The 23,958-nt window shown below is 38.2% G+C and carries 21 protein-coding genes; 10 read left to right on the top strand and 11 right to left on the bottom strand.

Annotated elements, in window-relative coordinates; genetic code table 11:
- Nucleotides 1–98: 98 nt before the first annotated feature.
- From K7X70_RS16290 to K7X70_RS16265, 6 genes are all read left to right on the top strand, one after another.
- On the top strand, nucleotides 99–959 hold the full coding sequence (locus K7X70_RS16290) for a beta-1,6-N-acetylglucosaminyltransferase (RefSeq protein ID WP_222538049.1): 861 nt from the start codon (nucleotides 99–101) through the stop codon (nucleotides 957–959).
- Nucleotides 943–1,314 (top strand): sugar 3,4-ketoisomerase, encoded by a 372-nt coding sequence (locus K7X70_RS16285; RefSeq protein ID WP_222538048.1) that lies wholly within the window; start codon nucleotides 943–945, stop codon nucleotides 1,312–1,314. Before K7X70_RS16290 ends, K7X70_RS16285 begins: the two co-directional genes overlap by 17 nt.
- Entirely contained in the window at nucleotides 1,292–2,392 is a 1,101-nt protein-coding gene (locus K7X70_RS16280) for a DegT/DnrJ/EryC1/StrS family aminotransferase (protein WP_222538047.1), read from the top strand. The genes K7X70_RS16285 and K7X70_RS16280 overlap by 23 nt, the downstream gene beginning before the upstream one ends.
- 11 nt (nucleotides 2,393–2,403) lie before the next feature.
- Entirely contained in the window at nucleotides 2,404–3,216 is an 813-nt protein-coding gene (locus K7X70_RS16275) for a methyltransferase, TIGR04325 family (protein WP_222538046.1), read from the top strand.
- A gap of 195 nt (nucleotides 3,217–3,411) precedes the next feature.
- Nucleotides 3,412–5,073, top strand: coding sequence for an ABC transporter ATP-binding protein (locus K7X70_RS16270; RefSeq protein WP_255607322.1), 1,662 nt, complete (start codon nucleotides 3,412–3,414; stop codon nucleotides 5,071–5,073).
- A gap of 26 nt (nucleotides 5,074–5,099) precedes the next feature.
- The gene (locus tag K7X70_RS16265) at nucleotides 5,100–6,125 is read left to right on the top strand and encodes a prenyltransferase/squalene oxidase repeat-containing protein (RefSeq protein WP_222538044.1); all 1,026 of its coding nucleotides are present in this window, start codon (nucleotides 5,100–5,102) and stop codon (nucleotides 6,123–6,125) included.
- Between the two features lie 64 nt (nucleotides 6,126–6,189).
- On the opposite strand, the gene K7X70_RS16260 is transcribed toward K7X70_RS16265, so the two are convergent.
- A complete protein-coding gene (locus tag K7X70_RS16260; protein ID WP_222538043.1) occupies nucleotides 6,190–7,764 on the bottom strand; it encodes an alpha-amylase family protein in 1,575 nt (524 codons plus the stop codon).
- 447 nt (nucleotides 7,765–8,211) lie between these two features.
- On the opposite strand from K7X70_RS16260, the gene K7X70_RS16255 reads away from it, so the two are divergent.
- The 3 genes from K7X70_RS16255 to K7X70_RS16245 are packed head-to-tail and all read left to right on the top strand — an operon-like array spanning nucleotide 8,212 to nucleotide 11,312.
- Nucleotides 8,212–9,336 carry a glycosyltransferase gene (locus K7X70_RS16255; protein WP_222538042.1) on the top strand — a complete coding sequence of 375 codons (1,125 nt, stop codon included), beginning with the start codon at nucleotides 8,212–8,214 and terminating at the stop codon, nucleotides 9,334–9,336.
- Entirely contained in the window at nucleotides 9,326–10,306 is a 981-nt protein-coding gene (locus K7X70_RS16250) for a glycosyltransferase family 2 protein (protein ID WP_222538041.1), read from the top strand. The genes K7X70_RS16255 and K7X70_RS16250 overlap by 11 nt, the downstream gene beginning before the upstream one ends.
- Before the next feature lie 19 nt (nucleotides 10,307–10,325).
- Nucleotides 10,326–11,312 (top strand): UbiA family prenyltransferase, encoded by a 987-nt coding sequence (locus K7X70_RS16245; RefSeq protein ID WP_222538040.1) that lies wholly within the window; start codon nucleotides 10,326–10,328, stop codon nucleotides 11,310–11,312.
- A 7-nt stretch (nucleotides 11,313–11,319) separates the two neighbouring features.
- Here K7X70_RS16245 and K7X70_RS16240 read toward each other — a convergent pair whose 3' ends face one another.
- The 4 genes from K7X70_RS16240 to K7X70_RS16225 are packed head-to-tail and all read right to left on the bottom strand — an operon-like array spanning nucleotide 11,320 to nucleotide 14,926.
- Nucleotides 11,320–11,751 carry a hypothetical protein gene (locus tag K7X70_RS16240; RefSeq protein WP_222538039.1) on the bottom strand — a complete coding sequence of 144 codons (432 nt, stop codon included), beginning with the start codon at nucleotides 11,749–11,751 and terminating at the stop codon, nucleotides 11,320–11,322.
- Nucleotides 11,752–11,754: 3 nt separating this feature from the next.
- The gene (locus K7X70_RS16235; protein ID WP_222538038.1) at nucleotides 11,755–13,194 is read right to left on the bottom strand and encodes a GMC oxidoreductase; all 1,440 of its coding nucleotides are present in this window, start codon (nucleotides 13,192–13,194) and stop codon (nucleotides 11,755–11,757) included.
- Nucleotides 13,195–13,232: 38 nt separating this feature from the next.
- Nucleotides 13,233–14,231: a UbiA prenyltransferase family protein gene (locus K7X70_RS16230; RefSeq protein ID WP_222538037.1), complete on the bottom strand. Its 999-nt coding sequence runs from the start codon at nucleotides 14,229–14,231 to the stop codon at nucleotides 13,233–13,235.
- Nucleotides 14,232–14,242: 11 nt separating this feature from the next.
- On the bottom strand, nucleotides 14,243–14,926 hold the full coding sequence (locus tag K7X70_RS16225) for an HAD family hydrolase (protein ID WP_222538036.1): 684 nt from the start codon (nucleotides 14,924–14,926) through the stop codon (nucleotides 14,243–14,245).
- Between the two features lie 66 nt (nucleotides 14,927–14,992).
- Between K7X70_RS16225 and K7X70_RS16220 the strand changes: the two genes are divergently transcribed.
- A complete protein-coding gene (locus tag K7X70_RS16220; RefSeq protein WP_222538035.1) occupies nucleotides 14,993–16,597 on the top strand; it encodes a glycosyltransferase family 39 protein in 1,605 nt (534 codons plus the stop codon).
- Between the two features lies 1 nt (nucleotide 16,598).
- Here K7X70_RS16220 and K7X70_RS16215 read toward each other — a convergent pair whose 3' ends face one another.
- The 6 genes from K7X70_RS16215 to K7X70_RS16190 form a co-directional block, all read right to left on the bottom strand.
- Nucleotides 16,599–17,450, bottom strand: a complete 852-nt coding sequence (locus K7X70_RS16215; protein WP_222538034.1) for a beta-1,6-N-acetylglucosaminyltransferase — start codon at nucleotides 17,448–17,450, stop codon at nucleotides 16,599–16,601.
- Nucleotides 17,451–17,648: 198 nt separating this feature from the next.
- Nucleotides 17,649–19,346, bottom strand: a complete 1,698-nt coding sequence (locus tag K7X70_RS16210; RefSeq protein WP_222538033.1) for a GMC oxidoreductase — start codon at nucleotides 19,344–19,346, stop codon at nucleotides 17,649–17,651.
- A 2-nt stretch (nucleotides 19,347–19,348) separates the two neighbouring features.
- Nucleotides 19,349–19,924, bottom strand: a complete 576-nt coding sequence (locus K7X70_RS16205; protein WP_222538032.1) for a gluconate 2-dehydrogenase subunit 3 family protein — start codon at nucleotides 19,922–19,924, stop codon at nucleotides 19,349–19,351.
- Nucleotides 19,925–20,006: 82 nt separating this feature from the next.
- Nucleotides 20,007–20,879 carry a glycosyltransferase family 8 protein gene (locus K7X70_RS16200; protein WP_222538031.1) on the bottom strand — a complete coding sequence of 291 codons (873 nt, stop codon included), beginning with the start codon at nucleotides 20,877–20,879 and terminating at the stop codon, nucleotides 20,007–20,009.
- A gap of 39 nt (nucleotides 20,880–20,918) precedes the next feature.
- The gene (locus K7X70_RS16195) at nucleotides 20,919–22,271 is read right to left on the bottom strand and encodes a lipopolysaccharide biosynthesis protein (protein ID WP_222538030.1); all 1,353 of its coding nucleotides are present in this window, start codon (nucleotides 22,269–22,271) and stop codon (nucleotides 20,919–20,921) included.
- 256 nt (nucleotides 22,272–22,527) lie between these two features.
- Nucleotides 22,528–23,940 carry a hypothetical protein gene (locus K7X70_RS16190; protein WP_222538029.1) on the bottom strand — a complete coding sequence of 471 codons (1,413 nt, stop codon included), beginning with the start codon at nucleotides 23,938–23,940 and terminating at the stop codon, nucleotides 22,528–22,530.
- Between the last annotated feature and the right edge of the window lie 18 nt (nucleotides 23,941–23,958).

Here is a 23,958-nt window from a genome sequence, read left to right as displayed (position 1 = left end):
ATCAGATTTAGAATTGTAATATTTTAGCCACAAGTCAATATTCTATAAAAATTTAAAATATTGGCATCATATTTCCACAGAAAATTATTTATTTAAACATGCGTATTGCTCATCTGATCCTCACTTATACCAATCCTCAGCAGACTGAAAGAATGATCAGGAATATGTATCATCCTGATTTCGATTTCTACATCCATGTAGATAAAAAATTCGACATTAATCCTCATTTATTTTTAAAGTCATTACCTAACGTTTATTTTATAAATAACCGTGTAGATGTAAAATGGGCTGGATTTAGCACTGTTATTGCCACTTTTGAGTGTATAAAAGAAATTGTGGGTACGGGAATTAGATATGAATTTATTAATTTTTTAAGTGGTCAGGATTACCCGCTTAAATCACCGGCATACCTTCATGATTTTTTCAAGAAGAACATTGGTAAGGAGTTTTTGAGTTACAGGGATATCAAAAATGACTGGAAAGAGGGCTTGATTCGCATGGAAAACTACTTTTTATCCAGTTATAATTTTCTGGGCAAACACAGGTTAGAGCAGCTGATCAATAAAGTAATGCCACGCAGAAAGTTACCTTATAAATTACATCCTTACGGAAAATCAATGTTTTGGATGCTAAGTCCAGAAATAGCCATGTATGTGGTAAATAAAGTAGAACAAGACAAAAAACTGAGGCAATTCTTTTCATTTTGCTGGGCAAGTGATGAATTTGTTTTCCAAACCATGATTCTCAACTCAAAACATAAAGATAAAGTTGTCAATAATAATTACAGATACATTGATTGGTCTGCCGGAGGAGCGAATCCAAAAATATTGGATGAAACAGATTTTGAGCATTTAAAAACCACAAAAATGCTTTTTGCGAGAAAATTTGACATGATCAATAAACCTGAAATTCTAAATTTAATTGACAACAACCTATTAACAGATGGCGCACATAGTTAACATACAAACATTCAAAGATTCCAGAGGAATACTTACGGTTTTAGATCAGGTGGTTCCATTTGAAATTAAACGGCTTTTTTACATTTACGCTGTTGACAATACCGACAGAGGGGGGCACAGGCATCACGAAACCCACCAGGCGGCTATTTGCATAAAAGGTTCCTGCAAAATCACAAATAACAACGGTACAAAAACTGAAATTTTCGACCTCGATAGTCCTGAAAAGTGCTTATTTTTATTACCTGAAGATTGGCATGTCATGCATGACTTTTCTTCGGATGCCATTTTATTAGTATTGGCTTCCACAGCATTTGATCCTAAAGACTATATTTATGAGCCGTATGATACCGTATGAGAATCTAAAAACTTTAAATAAACCATTTGAAGAAAAGCTGCGCGAGAAATTCGACCTGTTTTTAGATAAAGGCTGGTATATATTAGGTGAAGAAGTGTCCCTGTTTGAAGAAGAGTTTGCCAGCTACCACCAGGAAAAGCATGTTGCTGGGGTAGCCAATGGATTGGATGCCTTAATTCTCTCCTTAAAATGCTGCAAATTTAATCCTGGTGATGAAGTTATCGTGCCTTCCAACACCTACATTGCAACCATTTTATCTATCTTACATTGTGGATTAACACCGGTATTGGTTGAGCCTGATCCAAGAACGTATAATATTGACCCTGCTTTAATCAGTCCGGCAATTACCTCAAAAACGGTAGCGATCATGGTGGTTCATCTATATGGGCAATGCTGTGAAATGGATCCGATCATGGAGATTGCTGCTCAGCATGGACTTAAAGTTATTGAAGATTGTGCGCAGGCACATGGCGCAAAATACAAGAACAAACTGGCCGGTACATTTGGGGATTTTGGGGCATTTAGCTTTTATCCTACAAAGAATTTAGGAGCTTTAGGTGATGCTGGTGCTGTAATTTGTAAATCATCAGCAGATCATCAGCAGATCAAACAGCTTCGGAATTACGGTTCTGAAAAAAAATACCATAATAGTGTTGTGGGTTATAATTCCAGATTAGATGAATTACAAGCCTCTTTTTTAAGGGTTAAGCTCCCCTTTCTCGACAAGATTAACGAGCATAAGCGTGCTTTGGCAGCAATCTATTTCAATGAACTAAAAGCTGATTTTATCAAACCTCACATTGATCCTGATTTCCATCATGTTTACCATATTTTCAATATTTTACATCCAGAAAGAGATCGGTTAAAACAATATTTATTAGATCATGGCGTAGCAACAGAAATTCATTATCCTGTAGCTCCACAAGATCAGGCTGCCTTAAAAGGTAAGCTGACCAGATTGGATTACCCTATCTCCAGTAACATACATCAAACTACACTGAGTTTACCCTGTTCCTTTGCACATACCAAAGAGGATATTTATCAGGTAGTAGAGATTATAAATAAGTTCAACTCCTAAGGTCATCAACCATGTTTTACCTCGTCAAAGAATTAATCCCCCCTATTGCCCATAGTCTGAAATGGTATAGTTTTAAACATGGCTGGAAGGGTAATTATAGAAATTATGAAGAGGCAAAGCATAAATGCCGGGGTTATGATGAGGCAGATATTTTAAACAAAATTAAAGAGAGTACTTTAAAGGTAAAGAATAATGAAATCCCTTATGAACGGGACGGAATTGCCTATGATAAGGTCCAGATGAACTATTCTTTGCTCAGCAGTTTATTATATGTAGCCTCTAAGAACAACAATGAACTTACGCTGATTGACTTTGGTGGATCATTAGGCACGACCTTTTATCAAAACTACCCCTTTTTAAAGCATTTAAAAAAGTTAAAATGGTGTATCATTGAGCAACCAAAATTTGTAGCTGCTGGTAAGGAACAATTTGAAAATGAACACATCACCTTCTATAGTACGATCAAGGAATGTTTAGCAGAAAACAATGTTCAGCTCTTCTTAATTTGCAACGTGCTTCAATATCTTGAAGATCCTTATCAATTGCTGGAAGAAATAACCAGCACTGGCATTCCACATGTCATGCTTGATTTTATCGCTTATAATGACAAACCAGGTGATAGAGTGACGATCCAGCATGTTCCACCGGTATTTTATGGAATTGAAGCTTCTTATCCATGCCACTTCCCCGATAGAAATCGCGTTGAATCTGTACTTGGGAAAAGCTATGAAAAGAAATATGAGTTCATTTCCGCACCTGAAAAATATTACCTTCAACTAAAACCTTTCCGATATGAGGGGTCCTTTTGGGAAATCAAAAAATAAAGCAGCTTATCACTATTATACTTTGCCATTCCTCATCCAATGATGAAATCATTTTTAGCTAAACTCCATAATTTAAGTACGAACCTGAATCTTTTAAGGATCTTAAAATTGATTTGGTCAGCCTCAAAAACATGGACAGCGGTCTCTATTGCCTTCATTGTTATAGAAAGTGTCTTGTTTTTTTCCTCCTTATATATGCTGAAGAAATTAATAGACACGGTTTCTAAATATGGGATCAACAATGTCCAGAATGAATCGGAAGTTATTAAATACCTTGTTCTTGCCGCTTTGTCTGCAATTTCTTATGCAGCAATTAAAGCAATTTCGGTCTATATTACCGAAAAGCAATCAGGGGAAGTAGCCGAATATATCGATAGCAAAATTCATGAAAGTGCAATCGACCTGGACCTTTCCTTTTATGAGAGTCCCGAGTATTTTGACATTTTAAAACGGGCAAGAGATATGGGCAGCGACCGTCCCAACATGATTGTTTTCAGCATTGTTGACATTGCTAAAAATGCCATGAGCCTGGTTGTTATCGCTTCTATGTTAGTGGCCATCGACTGGAGGCTATTCCCTATTCTAGCCCTTTTCATCATTCCTACTTTATGGGTTAGGATAAATTTTGCAGATAGTCAGAATGCACTCCGGATTGCTCAGACTGCTTTGGAGCGAAAGTCTGGTTATATGAGCACTTTATTAACTGCAGATACCCATGCTAAAGAAATCAGAAGTTTTGGACTAGGAAATTACCTGAGAAAAATACATACCAGCATTCGCTTAGACCTCTTATCAGGAAGACTAAAAATCAGTAAAAGGCGTACTTATAAAGAATTAATTACCTCTACCATTGCCGCAATTGGTTTTTTTGCATGTATCGCTTATATCGCTATAGGCAGTATTCATGGCCGTACCAGTGTAGGCGATATTACCTTATTTCTTGTGGCCTTTCCTCAGGCCTTTAACATCCTTCAGGGTTTATCTACCAGCATATCGACACTCTACCAGAATAACATTTTTGTAAAAAGTATTTTTGAATTGTTCGACCTGAAAAGCAGCTTACCTGAAGTACCAAACCCATTACCAATACCCGATGCCCCCTTAATCAATCTGGAAATCAAGAACATGAGCTTCACGTACCCTCATGCAAAACGCCCTACCTTAACGGACATCAATATCAAAATGCCCGCGGGTAAAATTGTGGCTGTGGTAGGCATGAATGGTGCTGGAAAATCGACTTTAATTAAGCTGATGTGCAGGTTGTATGATCCGAGTTCGGGTGAAATCACTTTAAATGGAATTGACATCCGGAATTTTGAAAGCAGCGCATATAGGAAGCAAATTTGTGCGGTATTTCAAGACTTCGGGAAATATAATGTTTCTGCCGCGGATAATATCCGATTTGGCGATATTGACGGGCAACGCCGGGAAGAGGAAATTGAGGAGGCGGCTAAGAATTCAGGTGCGGACTTGTTTATAGATACTTTCCCTGACCGTTATCAAACCATTATGGGTAGAATTTTTGAGGATGGACATGAGGTGAGCATCGGTCAATGGCAGAAATTAGCCATTGCAAGAGCATTTTACAGCAAGTCTCGCTTTATCATTCTGGATGAAGCCACCAGCGCGCTGGACGCAAATGCGGAAAAAACATTGTTCGATTCCTTCCGGGAAAGAATTGGAAACCGATCTGCTATTGTCATCAGTCATAGACAGTCGGCGGTAAAGCATGCAGATTACATTTATATGCTTTCTAATGGGAAAATAGTAGAATCCGGAACAAACGAAGAATTGATGGCATTACAAGGTCATTATTTTAAACTGTTTAATAAAAATTCGACGCAACATCAGGTGTAAACAACAGATAAAATTCATCAGCGATTATGGATCAAGCTATTTTAAAAGGGATCAACTATCTTTATGAACATCAATATCCCCATGGGGAATTTTGCTGTTACATCTCTGACGAGGATGAAATGAAGCAGTGTATCCCACACAGCAATGTTTTTCCTACCTCCCTGATTATGTACTCAATCCTCCAGTTGCAGCAAGATCCTAAAGTGAAGGAGATGCTGGAAATGGGCGCTGCATTTTTACAATATCAAAAAATGCGGGGCGGAGTATGGAACAATTTCACTATCCTAAATCCGCTGTTTCCCATTTGTCCACCCGATGTAGACAGCACGGCATGCGCTTCAAAGGTACTGCAAGCTTTGGGGAAAGCTGATCCTCAGAATGAGGCAATTATGCTAGCCAACAGGCATGCTTCAGGACTATTTTACACCTGGTTTACCCTTCGCCCAAGTCTGGTACCCATTAAGGATTTTTGGATGCTCAATTTAAGGGCTTTTAAACATCCGATTTCGACTTTCTTATTTTGGAGAAACACTGAGGCGGGAAGATATGATATTGACGCTGCCGTAAACGCGAACGCATTATTTTATTTCGGTTACCGCCCTGAAACTGCCCCCATTATCGATTATATGCTGGACATCATCGATCAGGAAAAAGAAGGAGACTGCGATCTTTGGTATCGTAACCCTTTCACTATTTATTACTTTTTCTCGAGAACCTATAAGGCAGGCATACATCAATTGAAACCTGCAGTAGATAAAATCGTTCAGCGCATCTTAAAAACCTCAAAACCGAATGGATCTTTCGGCGAGAGTATTTTGGATACCGCATTAAGCATCAGCACCCTACTTCAATGCGGAATAAACACATCCGAGATGGAAGCCGCTGTCCAATATTTAATTCAGCAGCAAAAACCTTCTGGATGCTGGTCAAGATGGGCAGTTTATTATGGTGGTCCTAAAAAAAGGTTGTGCTATGGATCCGAAGAGATGACTACAGGATTTTGCCTGGAAGCCCTGGCTGCATACCAATATCAATTACAGCAAAAAGCCTAATAATTTAACGGTCATCTGTTCAGAGCTGGTTAAATTATTAGGCTTTAATGCGTTCAAAAAAGAACTATTGCGGTTTAGCTTCCACAAAAGTTGGCGTTTCCGAAACTTCTATCTCTAAAATACCGCCAGGAGCAGTCACTTCTTTTACAGACATGGCATCCTTTCCAGGTTGAAGTGTATAAATGAGTGCTTTTTTAGCAGCACCCAAATCCAATGTATACTTCTCTTTACGATCAGACTCGTCTGGAACAACCAAAACATACATTCTCTTCTTTCCGTATTGGTATACGTCTACTATTGGGTCTTTATTGATCGTATTCAGGTAATAGTAGTCACCCATCAATTTGGTCACCTGGTGAATGTAATCCGCAGCTGGTCTGCGTTTATTTTTATCTACTAAGCCGGAAAAACCAAAAGGGCCACCATCATCTTGTCCAGGTTCATTGTTATCATATAGTTGATAGAAGAAAACCTTCTCTAGTCCAACTCTTGCATATAACAGAGCCAATCTCAAAATCCAATCGGCCTGAGTAATTTCTTTAGACTTGCTTCCTACTGCAACCGCACGCTGCGCACTTCTTGAGCTTAAGTCGTACCCTGTCTCTGTAGACCATACCGGTATATCACCCAGCTCTGCTGCTGTATAATTGGTAAAGGAATTTGCAATCTCTGTCATGTCGTTGGTTTCTGGTGCAACACCCCTGCCCTTGCTTCTGAATTTGGCAAACCATCCGGTATAATCATTGGAGTACATATGGTAATTGACTACGTCGAAACATAAATCCACCTGACCATCTTTTTTAAGTCCTCTATGTTTCCTGCACCATTCTACCATTCCTTTCACAAATTCAACATTCGGTTTTGCAATGCCTCCCATCACAACCATCATCGTAGGGTCAGCTGTTTTTACACCAATGCCTGGACCAAGCGTTCCTTTGTGACCATCATAAAATGCAGATAATTGTGCTGCAAATTCTTCAGGGCTCTGCTGTGCATCTTTTCCTCTCCACCATTTATCAGGTTCATTACTGCTTTCCAGATATTTCACATAGCCAAGACCAAGCACCGGTGCAGCTCCTTCTTTCGGAACAAGAATGAGTTTATGGTCAATATTTTTATTGCGTCCATATCTTGCGGCAAGCTGAAAACCTGCTCTGGCAATGTCGATGTAAGATTTAGGTGAATCTCTTTTTGCACCGTATGGAACCGGACTCAGATCTCTTTGTCTTTGATTCTCAGGGTAAGTGCTGACCAGCCAGCTTGGCGTCACCTGCAAATCAACCAGTACCGTTATGCTATCACGATAGCAGTTCTCATAAATCTCATCGTAACTCCAGCCACCTTCTGGTTTATGGTTAAATCTGTAAACACCTTTCTGCGGTTCTATACGCTCCCAATCCAGGAAATGCCTAAAGCCACTGAAATTGCGAATCAGGTTATATTTCGCGGAATCAAAATTATTGTGGTTCTCATAAAAGTCCCATTCGAAACCATTTATGCCAAACATATCCTTGATCTTTACCTGCTTATTTCTGAGCGGCTTTATTTCTCCAGGTGATTTTTTATCTTGCGTACAACCTGCCAGAGAGCTCAGGAAGATTAATAATACGCTACTGATTAATAGGTAAGTTTTTCTCATACAAATTTGTTTACTCTAATATACTACAAGTAGCTAAAATTATGCCTACAAAGTTAAATAAGTTAAATCCTAAGGAGCTAGGTTAATTATTTATTCTAAAAATTATCAGGAACAACATCATAAAAAGTATTCAACAAGAAAACATATAGTTGTAGAATTTATACCGAAACCTTTAAATAACTGCTTCTTTTTTTTAGATTTGCTCATCTCTCGAAATACCCAATTTCATATACGGAGTCCTTTTCCAGTAAATATACGGTGCTTAAAAAACGTAAATAGAGCCTGTTATATTGAGAAAGGAACGCTATCTTTAGCCTTAAGACGGGGCAGATATCATGTCGAAAATGTAAAGGAATCTTCGTTTGATATTGACACCTTCAAATCACAGGCAATTTGAAAAAATTGAAGAATAAAAATCATCAAGAAATAGCTATAATCACCTGCTGTATGGACGACTGGGGCGGAAGTGAAGAACTTTGGGCAAAAAGTATCCCTATGTTAAAAGAAGGTACCCGTCTGAGGTTATATAAAAACCGCATCAACAGATCGCATCCTGAGTTTGTTAAACTGATCCAGCAGCAGGTCAATTTGATAGAGCTGGAGCCTGACCTTTCTTTACCCCAGCAATTCAACAGAAAAATCGGACAGCTGATTAAAAGAGCGACCATTAAAAATTATAGACAGAATGCAGGTTTAGATCGGTTCAGGGATCAATTGAAGAAACAGCCGCCAAACCTGGTGATCGTTGCGCAGGGAATTAATTTTGATGGTCTGATTTACGCTTATGAATGTCACCTGCTGAACATACCATATGTAATTATTGCACAGAAGGCAGTTGATTTTTATTGGCCCTATCCTACTGACCGCGACTATATGAAGCAAACCCTGCTTCATGCAAAACAATGCTTTTTTGTTTCCAATCACAATAAGACTTTAACTGAAGAACAATTTGGATTACGCTTGAACAACAGCACTGTTGTCTTTAATCCTATAAAAACTAAGGTTCATATCTTACCACATCCAGATACGGTTAATGGATATAAACTGGCTTGTGTAGCTCGTCTATTTGTCATTGATAAGGCCCAGGATATTTTATTAAGGATTATGAATAAAAAGAAGTGGAGGGAAAGACCCATTATGCTTTCTTTTATCGGATCCGGACTAGATGAAGAAGGCATTAAAGAAATGGCGCAGCTTTTAGCACTCGACAATGTTGAGTTCAATGGCTTTCATGAGGATATAGATAACTTATGGAGGAATTATCACGCCTTATTATTGCCTTCAAGAAGTGAAGGCCTTCCATTGTCAATGATTGAGGCCATGTCCGTTGGACGTACGGTTATTGTCAGTAATGCCGGCGGCAATGCCGATATCATTAAAGACGGTATAAATGGTTTCATCGCTGAAGCCACAGAAAAAGATTTTGAATCTGCTATGGAACGCGCCTGGGAATTGCGTGATCAATGGCCAGAAATAGGAAAAGCAGCTTCATTACATATAACAAATCACCTCCCAATTTCTCCGGAAACGGATTTCGCGAATCAACTAAACTTCCTACTAGATGAGTTATAACCCATTAGTTTCGATTGTTATCCCCACATTTAATAGAGCAGATAAGCTCTCTGATGCTATTGAAAGTGCCCTCAATCAAACTTATAAAAATGTTCAGGTAATTGTTATTGACGACGGATCAACGGATGACACCGCTGAGCTTGTCAAAAAATACCCAGATGTAGAATACCATTGGCAGAAAAACGGCGGACAAGCCGCAGCAAGAAATAAAGGCTTAAAAAATGCAAAGGGCCCAATTCTGGCTTCTTTGGATTCAGATGACATTTGGTATCCAAATTTCCTGGAGAGATGTGTGGAGAAACTGGAATCAGACCATCTTGATTTCGTTTTCGCAAACTGGGATCAGGATGTAAAAGTTGGAGACAGCTGGGATTTTTTATCCGGCGACCCATTTTTAAAGCCATATCATCAGCACCTCAAAAACCATTGGTCAGATCTCGGTAACAAGGAATTAAGAGATCTATTCCTGAAGGCCTGCCCTTCCCCTTCTTCCGCTGTGGTTATCCGTAAATCTTCGATTGTTTCAGGCTGGGATGAACAAATAAACATTGGAGATGATTGGTGTATGTACCTGGAAATGATCCTGACGAAGAAATGTAAAGCTGCTTATACGCTGGATCGCTTATGGAGAAAACGTGTAGATGAGATCAACATTTTTGACGGTAGAAAATGGAGCGAGATTCTGGAGTTCCTATACATCGCTGATTTAAAGATTAAAATAGATAAGTTTAAGCACCTGCTTCACAAAGACGAACTCAAAATCCTACAAAGAAGGTATATGGCTAGTTTGGTAGAATTGTCCAAACATAACTTAATTCGGGAATTCAACATCCCCCATTCTTTCCGCTTATTGAAACGCTCATTTGCAATTGATATTCCTTTTACCTTGAGAACCATCCCAAATGTGATGATGAAGGGCCTTGGCAGTAAAGTGAAAAGTTTAACGGAGAAGTTTAATAAAAAAATTTAACCCCCTAAAAGAGCAGCTATTGAGTTTTTTTAAAATAATCAGGTCTGTAGAATGGTGGGAATATAAACTACCGCCATTACTTGCTATTGGTTATGCTACTGCATTAAAAACCGAAGGTGTTTTTATGATGGCTATCCCCCAATTGCTATTCCTATTATTTGCTCTGGTGATTGGTGCTGTTTATGTAAGTATCATCAATGATATGACGGATATTGAGGCCGATCTCGCCAGTGGAAAAGCCAATAGAATGGTAGGCATACGTCCCGAAATCCGATGGGTTTTTCCCGTAATTTGCTTATTGTCAGGTTTCGTATGCGGTTATTTTTTGTATCCAGATCGTTTATCTATCTTTTTATACCTGATCCCCTGGATCAGTTTCAGCCTTTATTCTTTCCGTCCGGTAAGGTTAAAAAACAGGGGGATCTGGGGTGTACTGGCTGATGCTTCAGGCTCTCATATTTTTACGAGTCTATTAATGGTGAGCAGCATTAGTTATGTGACCGGACAATCTATGGACTGGCTTTGGTTTTGGAGTACCGGTGTCTGGGCATTATGCTATGGCTCCAGAGGGATTCTCTGGCACCAGTTCTATGATCGGAAAAACGACATTCAGGCTGGTTTAAATACTTATGCAGTAAACATCTTACCTGATCGTTTCAGAAATAAAGAAATCACCATTTTCTGTGTAGAGATTGCTGCAATTGCAGCCATGCTATTTTCGCTGCAGCTATTCCTACCTGTGTTATTCTTGATGCTTTATATTGTGCTTGCAGTGATCCGTTCAAAACGTCTGCATTATGTTCCCGTGCTCATTATTTCTCCGGAAAACCGTCCTTTTCACATCTTAATGGCCGATTTTTATCAGGTATTTTTCCCCCTTGCACTATTGGTTTCCGCAGCCTTTGTGCAACCATATGCCTGGATTATATTACTCGCTCACCTGGTGCTTTTCCCTCAGAAAACCATCATCGCAATTAAAGATTTTAAGTCTTTATTATCAAAATAGGTCCAGATCATGGTTCTCCGATTTCATCAGGAGGATAAAGTAAATAAGAAAACGGATTTGGAACCGGGCTTTTATAGGGATTATAGAGCCCTATATACCGAACAACCCTGGTTTCGTCAGTCTTATGGATAAAAAAATCACTCGACAGTAGAAATGTCCTGATCAATTCAAAAATCAGATTTGACTGCTCCCAATTCATGTTGAGATAGAACATTGTTTTCCATCTTAAACTGGCCATTATATTATTTCCTCCAGCGGCAAAATAATCATCCACATAATGGGTTACACTTCCAGGTTCCAGCTTCAAATACTTAAATTCACGTTCGATGAGTAAGGCCGCAAACTGTTTTACTCCTGGAGACACAAAATACAAAGTAGAAGGAATGAGTATACTTCCGGAGGCCAGGCCTGTTAACAATAAAAATTTCCTTCGCTTCATGACTTAAAAGGCTTGGTCTGCTGCATACAAAGATAGTGCAGATAAGGTTAATGTAGGATTTGAAGCACTAAATGTGGTAAAGGCTCCTGCGCCGAGTACAAATAGGTTTCTATATTGATGGTGGATTAAATGCTGATCCACCACACCCAGCTTAGGATCTTTGCTCATTCTTGTTCCACCGATAATATGTCCCTCATTTGGAAAGGGATCCAGGTATTTTAATTTTTCTACCGGCAAGCAGGATAAAATTCCAGGAAGGGTTTTCTTCATGTTCTCAATTGCTTTCATCGTATACGAAGAACGCTCTGTAAAATGGACTTCAGGAATCAGTTTATTTGCAGAAGTGGTGATGTAATTATTATAGAGTGGCAGGTCTTCAAATAGCAAGCGGAAACTGGCAATATTCAGCCACTTTCCACGCTCCATGCGGATGTAATACGGTGCATTGTTCACTTCCATTAAGCAGGCGGCAAAGTCTTTCCTATGTGCTCCATCATAGAGCATATATCCATTGGCATTCACCCAGGTGCTTCCCCCAACATTTTTCATTCCATCCAGGTAAATCAAAACCTGCATACCAAGCTGCTCACCAAATCCTCTTCCAGTTAACGGATTTTTGTCCCCGGCATTCAATAGGATGTTCGTATTAAAAAAAGGATTTGCGCCTAATGCAACGACCTCCGCAGAGGCCGAGTATTCTTTCCCGTCTAGTTGATATAGCACCTTCTTAACCACATCATTCTGAACTTCCAAACTATAAACCTGAGCGCCGTACACCAACTCTACCCGCTTATCTTCGTAAACACCCAGATTTGCATTTTCTACCGTAAATTTGGCATTTACAGGACAGATATCGCAGGTACTGGAGGTCATGCATCGGTTTCTACCGTTTACAGCCCTGCTCGCCCTTGCTGTAGGCTGACTGATGTATTGATTGCCATAGGTTTTATGTAAAATCTTGTCGACAATACTAAACTCATGCGGGGGCAAAGGATATTTACCTTTCCGGGGAAAAGGAGTTCCTTCCGGACCCGAAATAGACATCAGCTCCTCAGCTTCATAATAATAGGGATCGAGGTCATCGTAATCAACTGGCCAGTCTTCACCAATCCCAAAAAGACTCTTCATCTTGAAATCTGAAGGCATAAACCTAGGCGTACAGCCCCACCAGCAGTTAGAACAGCCGCCATAACCTGTTGTGAACGGCCATCTCTTCTTGGTATTTACATTGACAATCGCTTCTTCCCAGGGCTCTTCATACTTTTGAAAATCTGAATGCTCTCCTTTCTTTACTTTTAGTCTTTCTGCATGAGGATAAAAATGTCCACGCTCTAAAACCAGCACTTTCTGATTGGATTTAACCTTAGATAAGTATTTCTTTAAGAAGAAACTAGACGCAAAACCAGTTCCAACTACGATTAAATCATAATGGCTATTTTTCATTTAGAATAAAATAAAAGCTAAATAATTGAGGATTCAAATTAGTAATTATTAGCATTTTTCAAGAACCAATGTAACCATGGAATGTCAACAAACATCAAAATACATAACAATGTAGTAAATAAAACAAGGTATAGCATGAACCATTTCCTGGTATATAACTTTTCTGAACCCTGAACCGGAGAATCATTGAGCAAACCAATCCGAAGATACCATGAAAACAGCAGTGCAAAAAAAGGGAAGCTGAATAGCAGTTCAATACGGTCTTTGATCAGGAATATCCCCATAAAAAAGGCACAGGTAATTCCGTAAAAAAACATGGATACCAATAGGCTGTTTTCCGTATAATGGCGGAACGATCTTCTGTACTGGCCGGCAATTTCCGCATTACCGATGAGTCTGTATTCTGCGAAACGTTTTGTAGCCATTAAAAATGCGCCCCCCATCCAATAGGCAATAATAATACTAATCGGTGGAAAGGTATTGATCCAATCTAAATCCCACTTACTGTCAGGAACTCCTAAAGCCGGACTAAAAATAAACCAGCCTGCGGCAAACCTAATTGGATTATTGACAGATTCACTCAATACATCCAAAAATACACGGTCTTTACTCCTAAATGGTTTTACATTATAAATCACCCCCATAAACAACAATACCGCTGCTGTAGATAGGAATTTTAACGAGACCGTATAGGCCAGCATCAATCCGATAAGGGCCAGCACTCCATACTCGAGGTACACAATAATTGGATTGATGGTGGTGACTACGGAGGATCTTTTCTTCTTTAAAGGATGAAACTGATCGAAACCCGCATCCAGGTATTCATTAATAACATAATTAGCAGACGCCACTAAGCAGATACTGACAATTCCAATCACGATTTTAAACAGCAAGGCTGCATCAAAAGGGGTATGAAAAATAGACAATGCAAAAAGCATCCCCGGAACCATAAACAAATTCTTCACCCAATTATCTGGCCTCGCAATCGCGATATAATCCTGTAAAGTTGCCGCTTTCCGCGTTTGTTCGTTTATCATATATGCAACAGTTATAATCTTGTTTTTTTAAGACTGGCGGATAATGCTTCATAAAAATAAGCGCCATCTTTTTGTTTGTTGACCAATAGAAATGGAATCCCTGCAGCATCAGCACAAGCACCATCAAGTTCCAATCGATCACCGATAAAAAGACATTTTTGCTTATCCTGAATCTTCAATTCCGATAAAATAAAGTTCAAGCCATCAGGCAGAGGCTTCAATGCATTAATCTTTTCCTGAGTAGAGCTTGCCACCAAATCTACCTTTACATTCAAATGCTGTAGTTTCTGTTCTGCATCATAATCAGAATAAACTGCGGTCGCGATCTTCTTCTTTTCCAGCTCCTCAAAAAAAGCAGTGAGACCTGGATATTTACAGCTGGAAAGGTATGGATTCGGAAAAGTAAAAATCCAATCTGCAATGACCTTTTTAACCTCCCCTAACGATGAATTTACTTTATTTAAGCACCACTCATATTGTGCCTCTTCTAAATTCCCTGACTTGTATCCGGCATGGTTTTCTCTTTCTTTCCTAAAATGATATAAAATTAATAAGTCATAATACTTCCATGGCCTGATGATATAATGCCCAATTAACGCCAAAAGCATTTTCTTTCTTAACTTAGACTGATCATAAAGCGTGCCGTCCACGTCGAAGATGACAAGCTCGATCGTGTCCCATGGTATGTCTTTCAATTGTTTATCTCTATTTAGTGGTAAAATTATTAAAAAAATCGATATTGCGAACGTTATTAACTATAAATGAACACAATAACTTACAGCTCTTTCTTAGATAAAAAGAAACAATGGAACCTGCTATTGGTCATTTTTTTAATCATTGGAGTTCTCATTAGGCTATTTCATTTCTTCTACAATCGTTCTTTATGGATGGATGAAGTGTATTTATCCAGTAGTTTTCTAAAGATGGATGCCATGCAACTGCTGACTCATCCCCTCTATTATCAGCAAAAAGCACCGATTGGCTTTCTCTTATTGGTAAAATTCACCGTAAATATCTTTGGACCAAACGAGATGGCATTAAGGTTGATTCCATTAATTTCAGGAATCGCAGCTTTATTCCTATTTGTTCCGGTCGCTAATTATTTTCTGAAAAAGCCAGCAGCAATAATGGCAATCGGTATACTTTGCTTTTCACCGGCCTTGGTTTACCATAGCGTTGAAATTAAACAATATGCTACAGAACTGTTGGCAACGGTTACAGTCCTATACCTTTTTATTCATTATCAGGCAGCGAAAAATTTTAAAGACCTACTCATTTGGGGGCTAAGCGGCGCGCTGATCTTATGGTTCTCTTATTCTGCCATTTTCCTGCTAGGAGGAATCGCCATCAGTATGAGTATCTCCTATCTGCTACATAAAAAATGGAAGCTCTTTGCGATCAGTATCCTTCCATTTGGCCTGTGGCTAGTTAGTTTTTCTCTCAACTACCTACTTTTCACCTATAAACATGCACAATCGGAATGGATCGCTTATTGGTTCAGATCTTATGAAAATTTTATGCCCTTTCCCCCTACTTCCATATCGGAACTGAATTGGTTTTGGCTAAATCTTTACCGGCTAATGGACTACCCATTAGGCTTAATATGGAATTTTAATCCATTACTGAAAGTATTCATCATACCCATTCTGTTGTTGATTTATGGGATATACTCCTTTTTTAAAGAAAATAAAACATTAGCCTGGGTGCTGCTGACCCCCTGCTTACTTACCTTAATCGCCTCAGGGCTGGAACTCTACCCACTCACAGAAAGATTTTGGGTATTTATTTCACCAGTTTTCATGCTGTTTATTGCCAAAGGGTTTGAATGCGGAACTGCTAGGATTAAATCAAAAAACGCAGTTTTCATGTTATCATTTGTGGTCATCTTACCAGCAATAGTGCAATCGGCAATCTTTATTTTTCAACCAGAGCATTTTTATGTCCATAAGAAATCCTATCAGCACGAGGCATTACAATTCATAAATCAACGATACAAGGATGGTGATGCCGTGTATATCTATTGGAACAATTTACCCGGCTACAAGGTCTACAAAATAATGTACCCCTTTAAATTTAATGCGATTGAAGGAATCGATCACCGAAAAGAAGCGAACAGCTACAGCGATTACGAACAGTTATTAGGTGCTGATTTGAAGCAGTTAGGCGGAAGCAAGAGAGTCTGGCTAATTTTTAATACTCAGTTCCAAACCGACATCGGAGACGGCATTGATGAGCCTTCCTGGTACTACAAAGATCCCATAAAACCCATGGATCATTTACTGAATACGTTTAATCAATTAGGTAAACCCTTAAAGAAATACGTGACGAAAGATGTCAGTGTTTATTTATTCAAAGTTCATCAATAAACTATTCCGTCTGCTCATCTATTCTGCGCAAGACTTCTTCGCTCATTGGCATATCGAATTTCCTGGCAAAAAACATATTTGAATCTTTCATCAGCGACAAATCTTCTATCTCTAAAATCCTGGGATTTGCTTTTCCTTCCGGAAAATGGATATAACGCAAATTATCATTGATCATCTGCTCCTTGAAAGGAGAATTGAGTAAAATTGTTGGAATTACAAATTCATCGGTTCCCCAGCAAAATTTCAAGAACTTATCAAGCTTGCTTTCCTGGTTGAAAAAATTAGATAAGTAACTAGCAGATTCATGATTTAATGTCCACCAGCTAGCCTTCCGACCTCCATATAGTTTCAGCGCCATAGGAAATTTTCTAATCGGCAGCACTTTATTCATCATTCGCTCCAAAAAGTAACTCCCAAAAAAGTTAAAGTCGGTAAGGTGATAGTGCTGATATCGTTGGATAGCCATTTTCCACCATCCAGATTCTTCTGATTCATAAAAAATAAAAGAATTTTTCTCATGCGCTAAAAGAAAGTCATAGAATTCCTGATTTTTCCTTATTGGGTAATCCTGAGCACTCATTAGGTTATAGAAACCATAACTGGTTTCGTTCGCCAATGTTTCTTTCAAGGAGTTTAACATCGCCTTTAGCGTGCTGTGACCTCCCCAATTACACACCACTCTGTTTTTTATAAAGTACACCCCTTTGATCCCTTTTAAGAACAGAAAGCTTTCTATGTCGACTTTTTTATCAATGTGGATGTAAAAATCGAAATTCTCATGCTGCATTTTCCTAATTAAACGCTCAAGCTGCAGTGGGTTCTTATGGGCAATTATAATATTAGCTACGCGCATCACCAGTTAAATTAAATACATATGACCATTAAATAAAGGCTCCATTACTTTATCATTAATTTTAAAATTCGAGAGGATTTTTTAGTTTCCCCGGCCCTCAATACATTATATCGCATTTTAGGTACTTTGGCCACCATACACTTACATTCATAAAACTCACATTAAGCGTCTGATTTATAGTCAAATTACAAGCCATAATTACAATTTACCATTTTTTAGCTGCTGATAAGCAAATTCACATGCCCTTGCAGTAAGTGCCATATAAGTTAAAGAAGGATTTTGACAACTTGAAGAAGTCATTGCGCTCCCATCTGTTATAAAAACATTCTTTGCATTATGCATCTGATTGAATTTATTTAACACAGAAGTCTTGGGATCATGTCCCATACGTGCGGTTCCCATCTCATGGACAGTGCTCCCGCCAGACTTTTTATAATTGAACATCTCCACGTCTTTAAATCCAGCACCTTCCAGCATTTCTGCAGAGGTTTGCTGTATGTCAATCATCATTTTATTTTCATTCTCAGCAAATGAGAAATCGATTTTAACCAAAGGCAATCCCCATTTATCCTTTTGAATTTTGTCTAGTGTAATTTGATTCTCAAAATAGGGCAAACACTCACCCCAACCCGCCATCCAGACTGTCCAATCGCCAGGTGTAGTGAGTTGTTTTTTAAAATCCTTTCCAAATCCATTCAGATTATAGGAAAGGTCCTGCCACTCCATTCTTTCTCCATGGCCCTGAATATTATATCCTCTCTTAAAGTTAAGATTTTCACCTTCTTTAAGATTTCTATAACGCGGAATTAAGAACCCACAAGGTCTTCTTCCTTTATAATAATAATCTTTAAACTGATCATGAATACCATAAGCACCTGCAGAAGAGTGATGATCCATTAAATTATGTCCAAGCTGTTCACTGTCATTCCCAAAACCATTTGGAAAACGGGAAGAAACAGAGTTCAATAATATACTTGCAGTAGCAATAGTAGAGGCGTTAACAAACAATACTTTCGAGTAAAACTCATGAACTTCATGACTAAGCGTATCAATTACCCTTACCCCTTTCGCCATTTGACGTTGTTCATCATAAAGAATCTCTGTCACGATTGAAAAAGGCCTTAGGGTTAAGTTTCCTGTCGAAACGGCGGCAGGAATTGTAGAACTATTGCTGCTAAAATAGCCTCCAAAAGGACATCCGCGTTCACACAAATTCCGATTCTGACAAGGGCCTCTATGATCCCATCCCCGGGTTAAGTTCGCTACCCTTGCAATAGTTAATAAACGATGATGTTCATTTTTTTTTATGGAATCTCCGAGGTGTTTTTCGATATAATTTAATTCCATTGCTGGTAAAAACTCACCATCGGGCAAATGGGCTAAATTTTCCTTCTGTCCACTTACACCAATAAAAGATTCCACATAACTATACCATGGTGCCAAATCCTTGTATCTGATTGGCCAGTCTACTGCAATACCTTCCTTGAGGTTAGCCTCGAAATCAAGGTCACTCATGCGATAACATTGTCTGCCCCAAACCAATGACCGACCGCCTACCTGATACCCTCTCACCCAGTCAAAAGGCTGTTCCTGTAGATAAGGATGTTCAGCATCACTCACAAAAAAATGTTTTGTAGCAGGATTATAAGTATTGCTTTGAACCGGATCAATTTCCCGGTCCCTTAATGTATTGTTGAGTCCGTATTTAAAATCCCAGGGATTAAGATTGGCTGTAGGGTAATCTACAATATGCTCTACATTCCTTCCCCTTTCCAGAAGCAAGGTTTTAAAGCCCTTTCTACAAAGCTCCATCGCTGCCCATCCGCCACTTATTCCTGAGCCGATGACAATTGCATCATAAGTATTTAGTTCCTTTGTTTTATTGCTGTTATACATAACTATTTGGTGGCCCAGGATTTTTGATTTGGTTTCAGTTTAATACAGGCCTCGAAAGTACCTGGGATATAATCATAGGCCAAACCCTGAGTAGCCCCAGGTTTAGACATACAATACCCTTCAATGGTTAAATCTCTAAGCGTCAAATAAAATGATTCCCCAAAAATTTTCTTATTTATTCTATTTAAAATCCGGTAGGAAAAACCGGAATGATTGGCAATATATTCAAAAACAGTTTGTTTCTCTTTATCGGAACAATTCAAAAATGATTTCCCATAGTTCCGCAGGGACTGCGATTCCACGAGCTCCAGACCGGAACAAAATTTATTTTGTTTCTTAATGTCCATGCAATTGAGCAGTACTTTAATAATATAATCTGCAACATTTGCCGATTTGGCACCTGGAGTATCCGTTTCAGGAATAATAATTTCTGCAAGTTCTGCAACAAGATCCTTCTTACTCCATAATAAATCAGGATCTACATACCGCGTCAACTCCTTCCATTTAAAAATGGAAAATGATGCCCCCCCCAGGGCTGCAAGCACTACAATGCGCTTTAAATAACTCCTTCTATTCACTAAATTCTAACTAAAATTAATCATTCCTATCCAGGTTACTACATTTAAAAATACGCAATGGGTCTTATCAATAAAACACGTTCTATTTAAAAAACAATTTAATTTTCTCCAACATATTGTTAATTTTTTTCAAATACCTGGTCGTTTCCCCGATAGGCTGAAAATCACTAAACTTTGTTTTATTCAAATAATAGAAAAACTCCTCTTTATAATTATAAGCGTAGGTTTTATAAATGGGTTTACGGTGGAAATAATGAATTAAACTAGGCTGTGGATCCGTACACACAGAAAAGCGATTCCATTTTCCATCTATCTCATGCCAGTTTCCAATTAATGCAATATTTAAACCATATTGATCTCCTAAGCCTGCATATTTTTTATTGTTATTGATGGCATCAAATGTCTTCTGTGTAATGTCAAGCGCTCTCCATTTGTCAATATTGATCACCTGCATGCCCGCATTAAAATATTTCTGATTTGGGTCTAAGCCTAATTCACTATAGTTTTCAATTCCTTCAGCAATGGTTTTTACATCCGGACCATCATTGACTGCTCCGATAACTTTGTCTCCGATATCGATTTTCCATAAATTGCTGATGTCGTCCAGCATAATCATATCCACATCGAGGAAGATAATTCGGTTCACCTCTTTAGGAATAAAATACGGAATCAGCAGTCTGATGTAAGTATTTAATGGATAGGTATTATTGACCAGCGGTAAAGTCACATCTTCAGGGATAATTTCCTCCATTTTTAACCAGATGATATTCATCTTGTCCAAGGTCAATGAAGCCATTAGCTTTTGCTTACTCAGCTTAGATATCTGGTCATCTACCAAATAAACATCAATTGACTCCTCAGTGTGATGGTTCATTTCAATTGACTTCAAAAGCGCTGCCAATAGCACCACATAATGATTATCACAAGCTAATATTATAGAGATTTTTTTACTCATTATTATGTTATATATATGATGGTATTTCAAAAAACACCATTATCCTCGGGTTAAAAACGTACGGTTAACTTGTTTTAAAAATACAACTATTTCTTTATAGCCAATCACAAAAATACCCCAAAAACTAAATTTAGCATATCTATACAAAGGATAATAAGTCATAATGATAGCGATTAAAGTAGGGAATACAGAAGCGATGGCAATCGTATAAATGGAATGGTAAATCGACATTCCGATAAACACGGTTACAATGTTGACAATCAGCATGACGATAATTTTATAAAAATTCACTTTAGGCTGATGAATTACATCTAATGCCAGTGCAAAAAAGCGGTCTGCCGGATATAGCAAGGCAATCACCATAAATATACGGAACAGATTTGGTGCTTCATTATTAATATATTCCTTACCTGCAATTAAGCTAATTATCGGTTCTGCAAAAACGAGTGCAAATATCACTATTGGCACTAGCGCTATAGTGAGCATCCCAATTAGTTTTTTCAAGGTATACATCATCTCTTTCTTTTCATTTCTATTGTAATGCAGGGAAAGGATTGGCATTCCACTAGCTGCAAAGCTCGAAAGTGGGATTTCAATTAACTGAATCAGCTTTCCACCCAGATTATACATGGCCAATGCGGCAGGACCGATAAAGAAATTGATGATAAAAGTATTGGTCACTCCAAAAAGATTGGATCCGATATTGGTGCCCATACTGTATTTCCCAAAATGAAATAGTTCAAGAACAGTTGGACGATCGGCATTGACTACTGACCGGATCATAGTCCACTTTAAAAAAAACACGAGAATACCTGAGAACAAAAAGGAAAAACAATAACCTGCAAGCACAGAATCCAGGCTTAATTTCCCTAATAAAGCCAGAATAAAGACGATTAAGGTAAAGCTGCCCTGAGTCATTATCCTAAGCCAAAGTAAGCGATCAAAGCGCTTATCAGCTTGAACGACACAATTCGCCATAAAAGAAGGCAGCGTGATGACCGAAATCAGGGAAAAATATTTGAGAAATACCGATAAGCCTTCGTTACTCACATGATCCGCAATGAAATAAGCAGGAATATTAAGGACTACCAGTAATAAGGTAATTAATAATGCGATCACCCATGCCGAACCGGCAACCACCTCTGCCCTTTCCTTTTCAGTTCCACTATAGAATTTCACAAAGGTAATGGTTAAGAATCCAGCTCTTAAAGTATCAATTAACCCGATTGCCGCTAGAAAAAATATATAAATACCAAGATCAGTGACCGAAAGTCCCCGATATAAGATAGCAAGGGTGACCATTCCAAAACCTGCCATCACTGCATTTCCGAGCAAAGATTGAAAATGCATATTTTTAAAGATGGAGAGCAGTTTTTTTAAGATTCCGAGCATGTACAACAGGTTATCAATTATGAATTGAGCAAATGATAAGGAAAGATATAAAAATTATCATTCTTAAGTAGAACAAATGCTTAAATGCATATTAAACCTAAATAACAAAAACGTTCTTTCGAAAGATCATCCTCCCCCCCTTTACAATAAACAGACCAAACATGGCAAAAAAAATGAGTAAAAAAAATCTCCCTAAACATTATTCTGATTAAGGAGATTTCTTTTATTCCATGAAGGAGCAAACTGCCACTGTTATTTATTCAACTGCACCAATTGAAGGCCTCGATAAGGACCTTGGGGTATTGTAAATATCAAAATTAACTGCTGGAGTGGAAGAAGTCTGCAGATTTTGACCCGCTATAGGCGCTCCTGCATTTTTTGCTGCGGAGTTACTATTGAGCATCAATTTGCTGTCATCTACGATTCCTGCTTCTGAATAACTATTAAAATATTTGTTATTAAAGGAATTCGGAGGTATAGGCCCCATATCATTAAAAATAAAATTGGTGTTATTTTGCCCAACTAGAGTAAACTTATACCCTAAATTATTAAAGATTTCAGTTTTACCACCTTGCAAACCATAAAGATCCAATATCTCCGCTGGGAAGCCCTCTTTAGGCAACAAGTTCCCGCAAGTATTATTAAATACTTTCGCATTCGAATAAGTGGTTTTTCCTGGCAGCATGTTATATGGGAAAGCCTGAAGCTCAAACGCGCTGTACATTCTCGAATTAATGACAATATTATTAAAGATTAAAATCTCCTTAGGAGTGGTACCAATGCTGTAAGCCCAGGCCCTGATTGCATTTCCCTGATGGTTTCTAATCTGATTATTATAGAATTTACCATTACCCTGAACATAAAATATTCCATTATGGTTATTATTGTTCTGGTTGATATCCTGCACATTATTATGATGAATATCATAACCTTCGGTGTTTTCAAGGGATACTACGCTACCAACGTCTTTTGAATTCTTAAAATTCAGATAGGCAATCTCTACATTTTTAACCAATCCAACGATTTTATTATTCTCTACTACCCCTCTTAATCTAATCAGGGTTCCCATATTTTCACCATCAATATAAAGGAATTTAAAATTCTGTGAATAAGAATTTTCTGATCCATCATAGCTCTTCTGAGAATCGTACTGAATCGCATTATAGGTATTTACATTCTTAAAAGAAACATATCTTAATGTAAAATCGTTGATGTCATTTTTAAGCTGAATAAAAGTGCCGCCATCTGTTTTATCTCTGAAAACAAAGCCTTTATCAATTCCCGGAGTACCATCGCCGGAAATCGTTACGTTCTTAAGATTTGACAAGGTCATTTGTTTGTTCCCTGCTAATTCTACCAAACCATCATTTAAAATGAATACTGTGGCATTTAAGACACTAATATTTGAAATTTGGATATCATTATAAGATCCTCCTTTAATTTTAATTACGGTGTTCCCTGTGATGGACAATGTTTTCCCATCAATCGATAGATTTCCAGACCCTGTTCCGACTTCAATCATTCTGGAATTACCAGGAATAACCACTGAATCTTTTGGAGGAGTTGGAATAGTTGGAATTTCAGTTACCGGCTTAGTGACATCAGTAGCTATTTCCGGGTTCTTCTTACATGCACACAAAACAACCAATGCACATAATGCTAAATTCATTTTTAGGGCGTTTACCAT

This window comes from Pedobacter polysacchareus, from assembly GCF_019802255.1.
GTDB lineage: Bacteria > Bacteroidota > Bacteroidia > Sphingobacteriales > Sphingobacteriaceae > Pedobacter > Pedobacter polysacchareus.
The sequence above is the reverse complement of the archived record's forward strand: the minus strand, read 5'-3'. Positions and strand labels throughout refer to the sequence as shown.

What these genes read in the sequence shown, in the direction of transcription:
- K7X70_RS16290 (WP_222538049.1), top strand. Translation starts at nt 99, where the DNA reads ATGCGTATTGCTCATCTGATCCTCACTTATACCAATCCTCAGCAGACT.
- K7X70_RS16285 (WP_222538048.1), top strand. Translation starts at nt 943, where the DNA reads ATGGCGCACATAGTTAACATACAAACATTCAAAGATTCCAGAGGAATA.
- K7X70_RS16280 (WP_222538047.1), top strand. Translation starts at nt 1,292, where the DNA reads ATGAGCCGTATGATACCGTATGAGAATCTAAAAACTTTAAATAAACCA.
- K7X70_RS16275 (WP_222538046.1), top strand. Translation starts at nt 2,404, where the DNA reads ATGTTTTACCTCGTCAAAGAATTAATCCCCCCTATTGCCCATAGTCTG.
- K7X70_RS16270 (WP_255607322.1), top strand. Translation starts at nt 3,412, where the DNA reads ATGCTGAAGAAATTAATAGACACGGTTTCTAAATATGGGATCAACAAT.
- K7X70_RS16265 (WP_222538044.1), top strand. Translation starts at nt 5,100, where the DNA reads ATGGATCAAGCTATTTTAAAAGGGATCAACTATCTTTATGAACATCAA.
- K7X70_RS16260 (WP_222538043.1), bottom strand. Translation starts at nt 7,764, where the DNA reads ATGAGAAAAACTTACCTATTAATCAGTAGCGTATTATTAATCTTCCTG.
- K7X70_RS16255 (WP_222538042.1), top strand. Translation starts at nt 8,212, where the DNA reads ATGGACGACTGGGGCGGAAGTGAAGAACTTTGGGCAAAAAGTATCCCT.
- K7X70_RS16250 (WP_222538041.1), top strand. Translation starts at nt 9,326, where the DNA reads ATGAGTTATAACCCATTAGTTTCGATTGTTATCCCCACATTTAATAGA.
- K7X70_RS16240 (WP_222538039.1), bottom strand. Translation starts at nt 11,751, where the DNA reads ATGAAGCGAAGGAAATTTTTATTGTTAACAGGCCTGGCCTCCGGAAGT.
- K7X70_RS16235 (WP_222538038.1), bottom strand. Translation starts at nt 13,194, where the DNA reads ATGAAAAATAGCCATTATGATTTAATCGTAGTTGGAACTGGTTTTGCG.
- K7X70_RS16230 (WP_222538037.1), bottom strand. Translation starts at nt 14,231, where the DNA reads ATGATAAACGAACAAACGCGGAAAGCGGCAACTTTACAGGATTATATC.
- K7X70_RS16220 (WP_222538035.1), top strand. Translation starts at nt 14,993, where the DNA reads ATGAACACAATAACTTACAGCTCTTTCTTAGATAAAAAGAAACAATGG.
- K7X70_RS16215 (WP_222538034.1), bottom strand. Translation starts at nt 17,450, where the DNA reads ATGCGCGTAGCTAATATTATAATTGCCCATAAGAACCCACTGCAGCTT.
- K7X70_RS16210 (WP_222538033.1), bottom strand. Translation starts at nt 19,346, where the DNA reads ATGTATAACAGCAATAAAACAAAGGAACTAAATACTTATGATGCAATT.
- K7X70_RS16200 (WP_222538031.1), bottom strand. Translation starts at nt 20,879, where the DNA reads ATGAGTAAAAAAATCTCTATAATATTAGCTTGTGATAATCATTATGTG.
- K7X70_RS16195 (WP_222538030.1), bottom strand. Translation starts at nt 22,271, where the DNA reads ATGCTCGGAATCTTAAAAAAACTGCTCTCCATCTTTAAAAATATGCAT.
- K7X70_RS16190 (WP_222538029.1), bottom strand. Translation starts at nt 23,940, where the DNA reads ATGAATTTAGCATTATGTGCATTGGTTGTTTTGTGTGCATGTAAGAAG.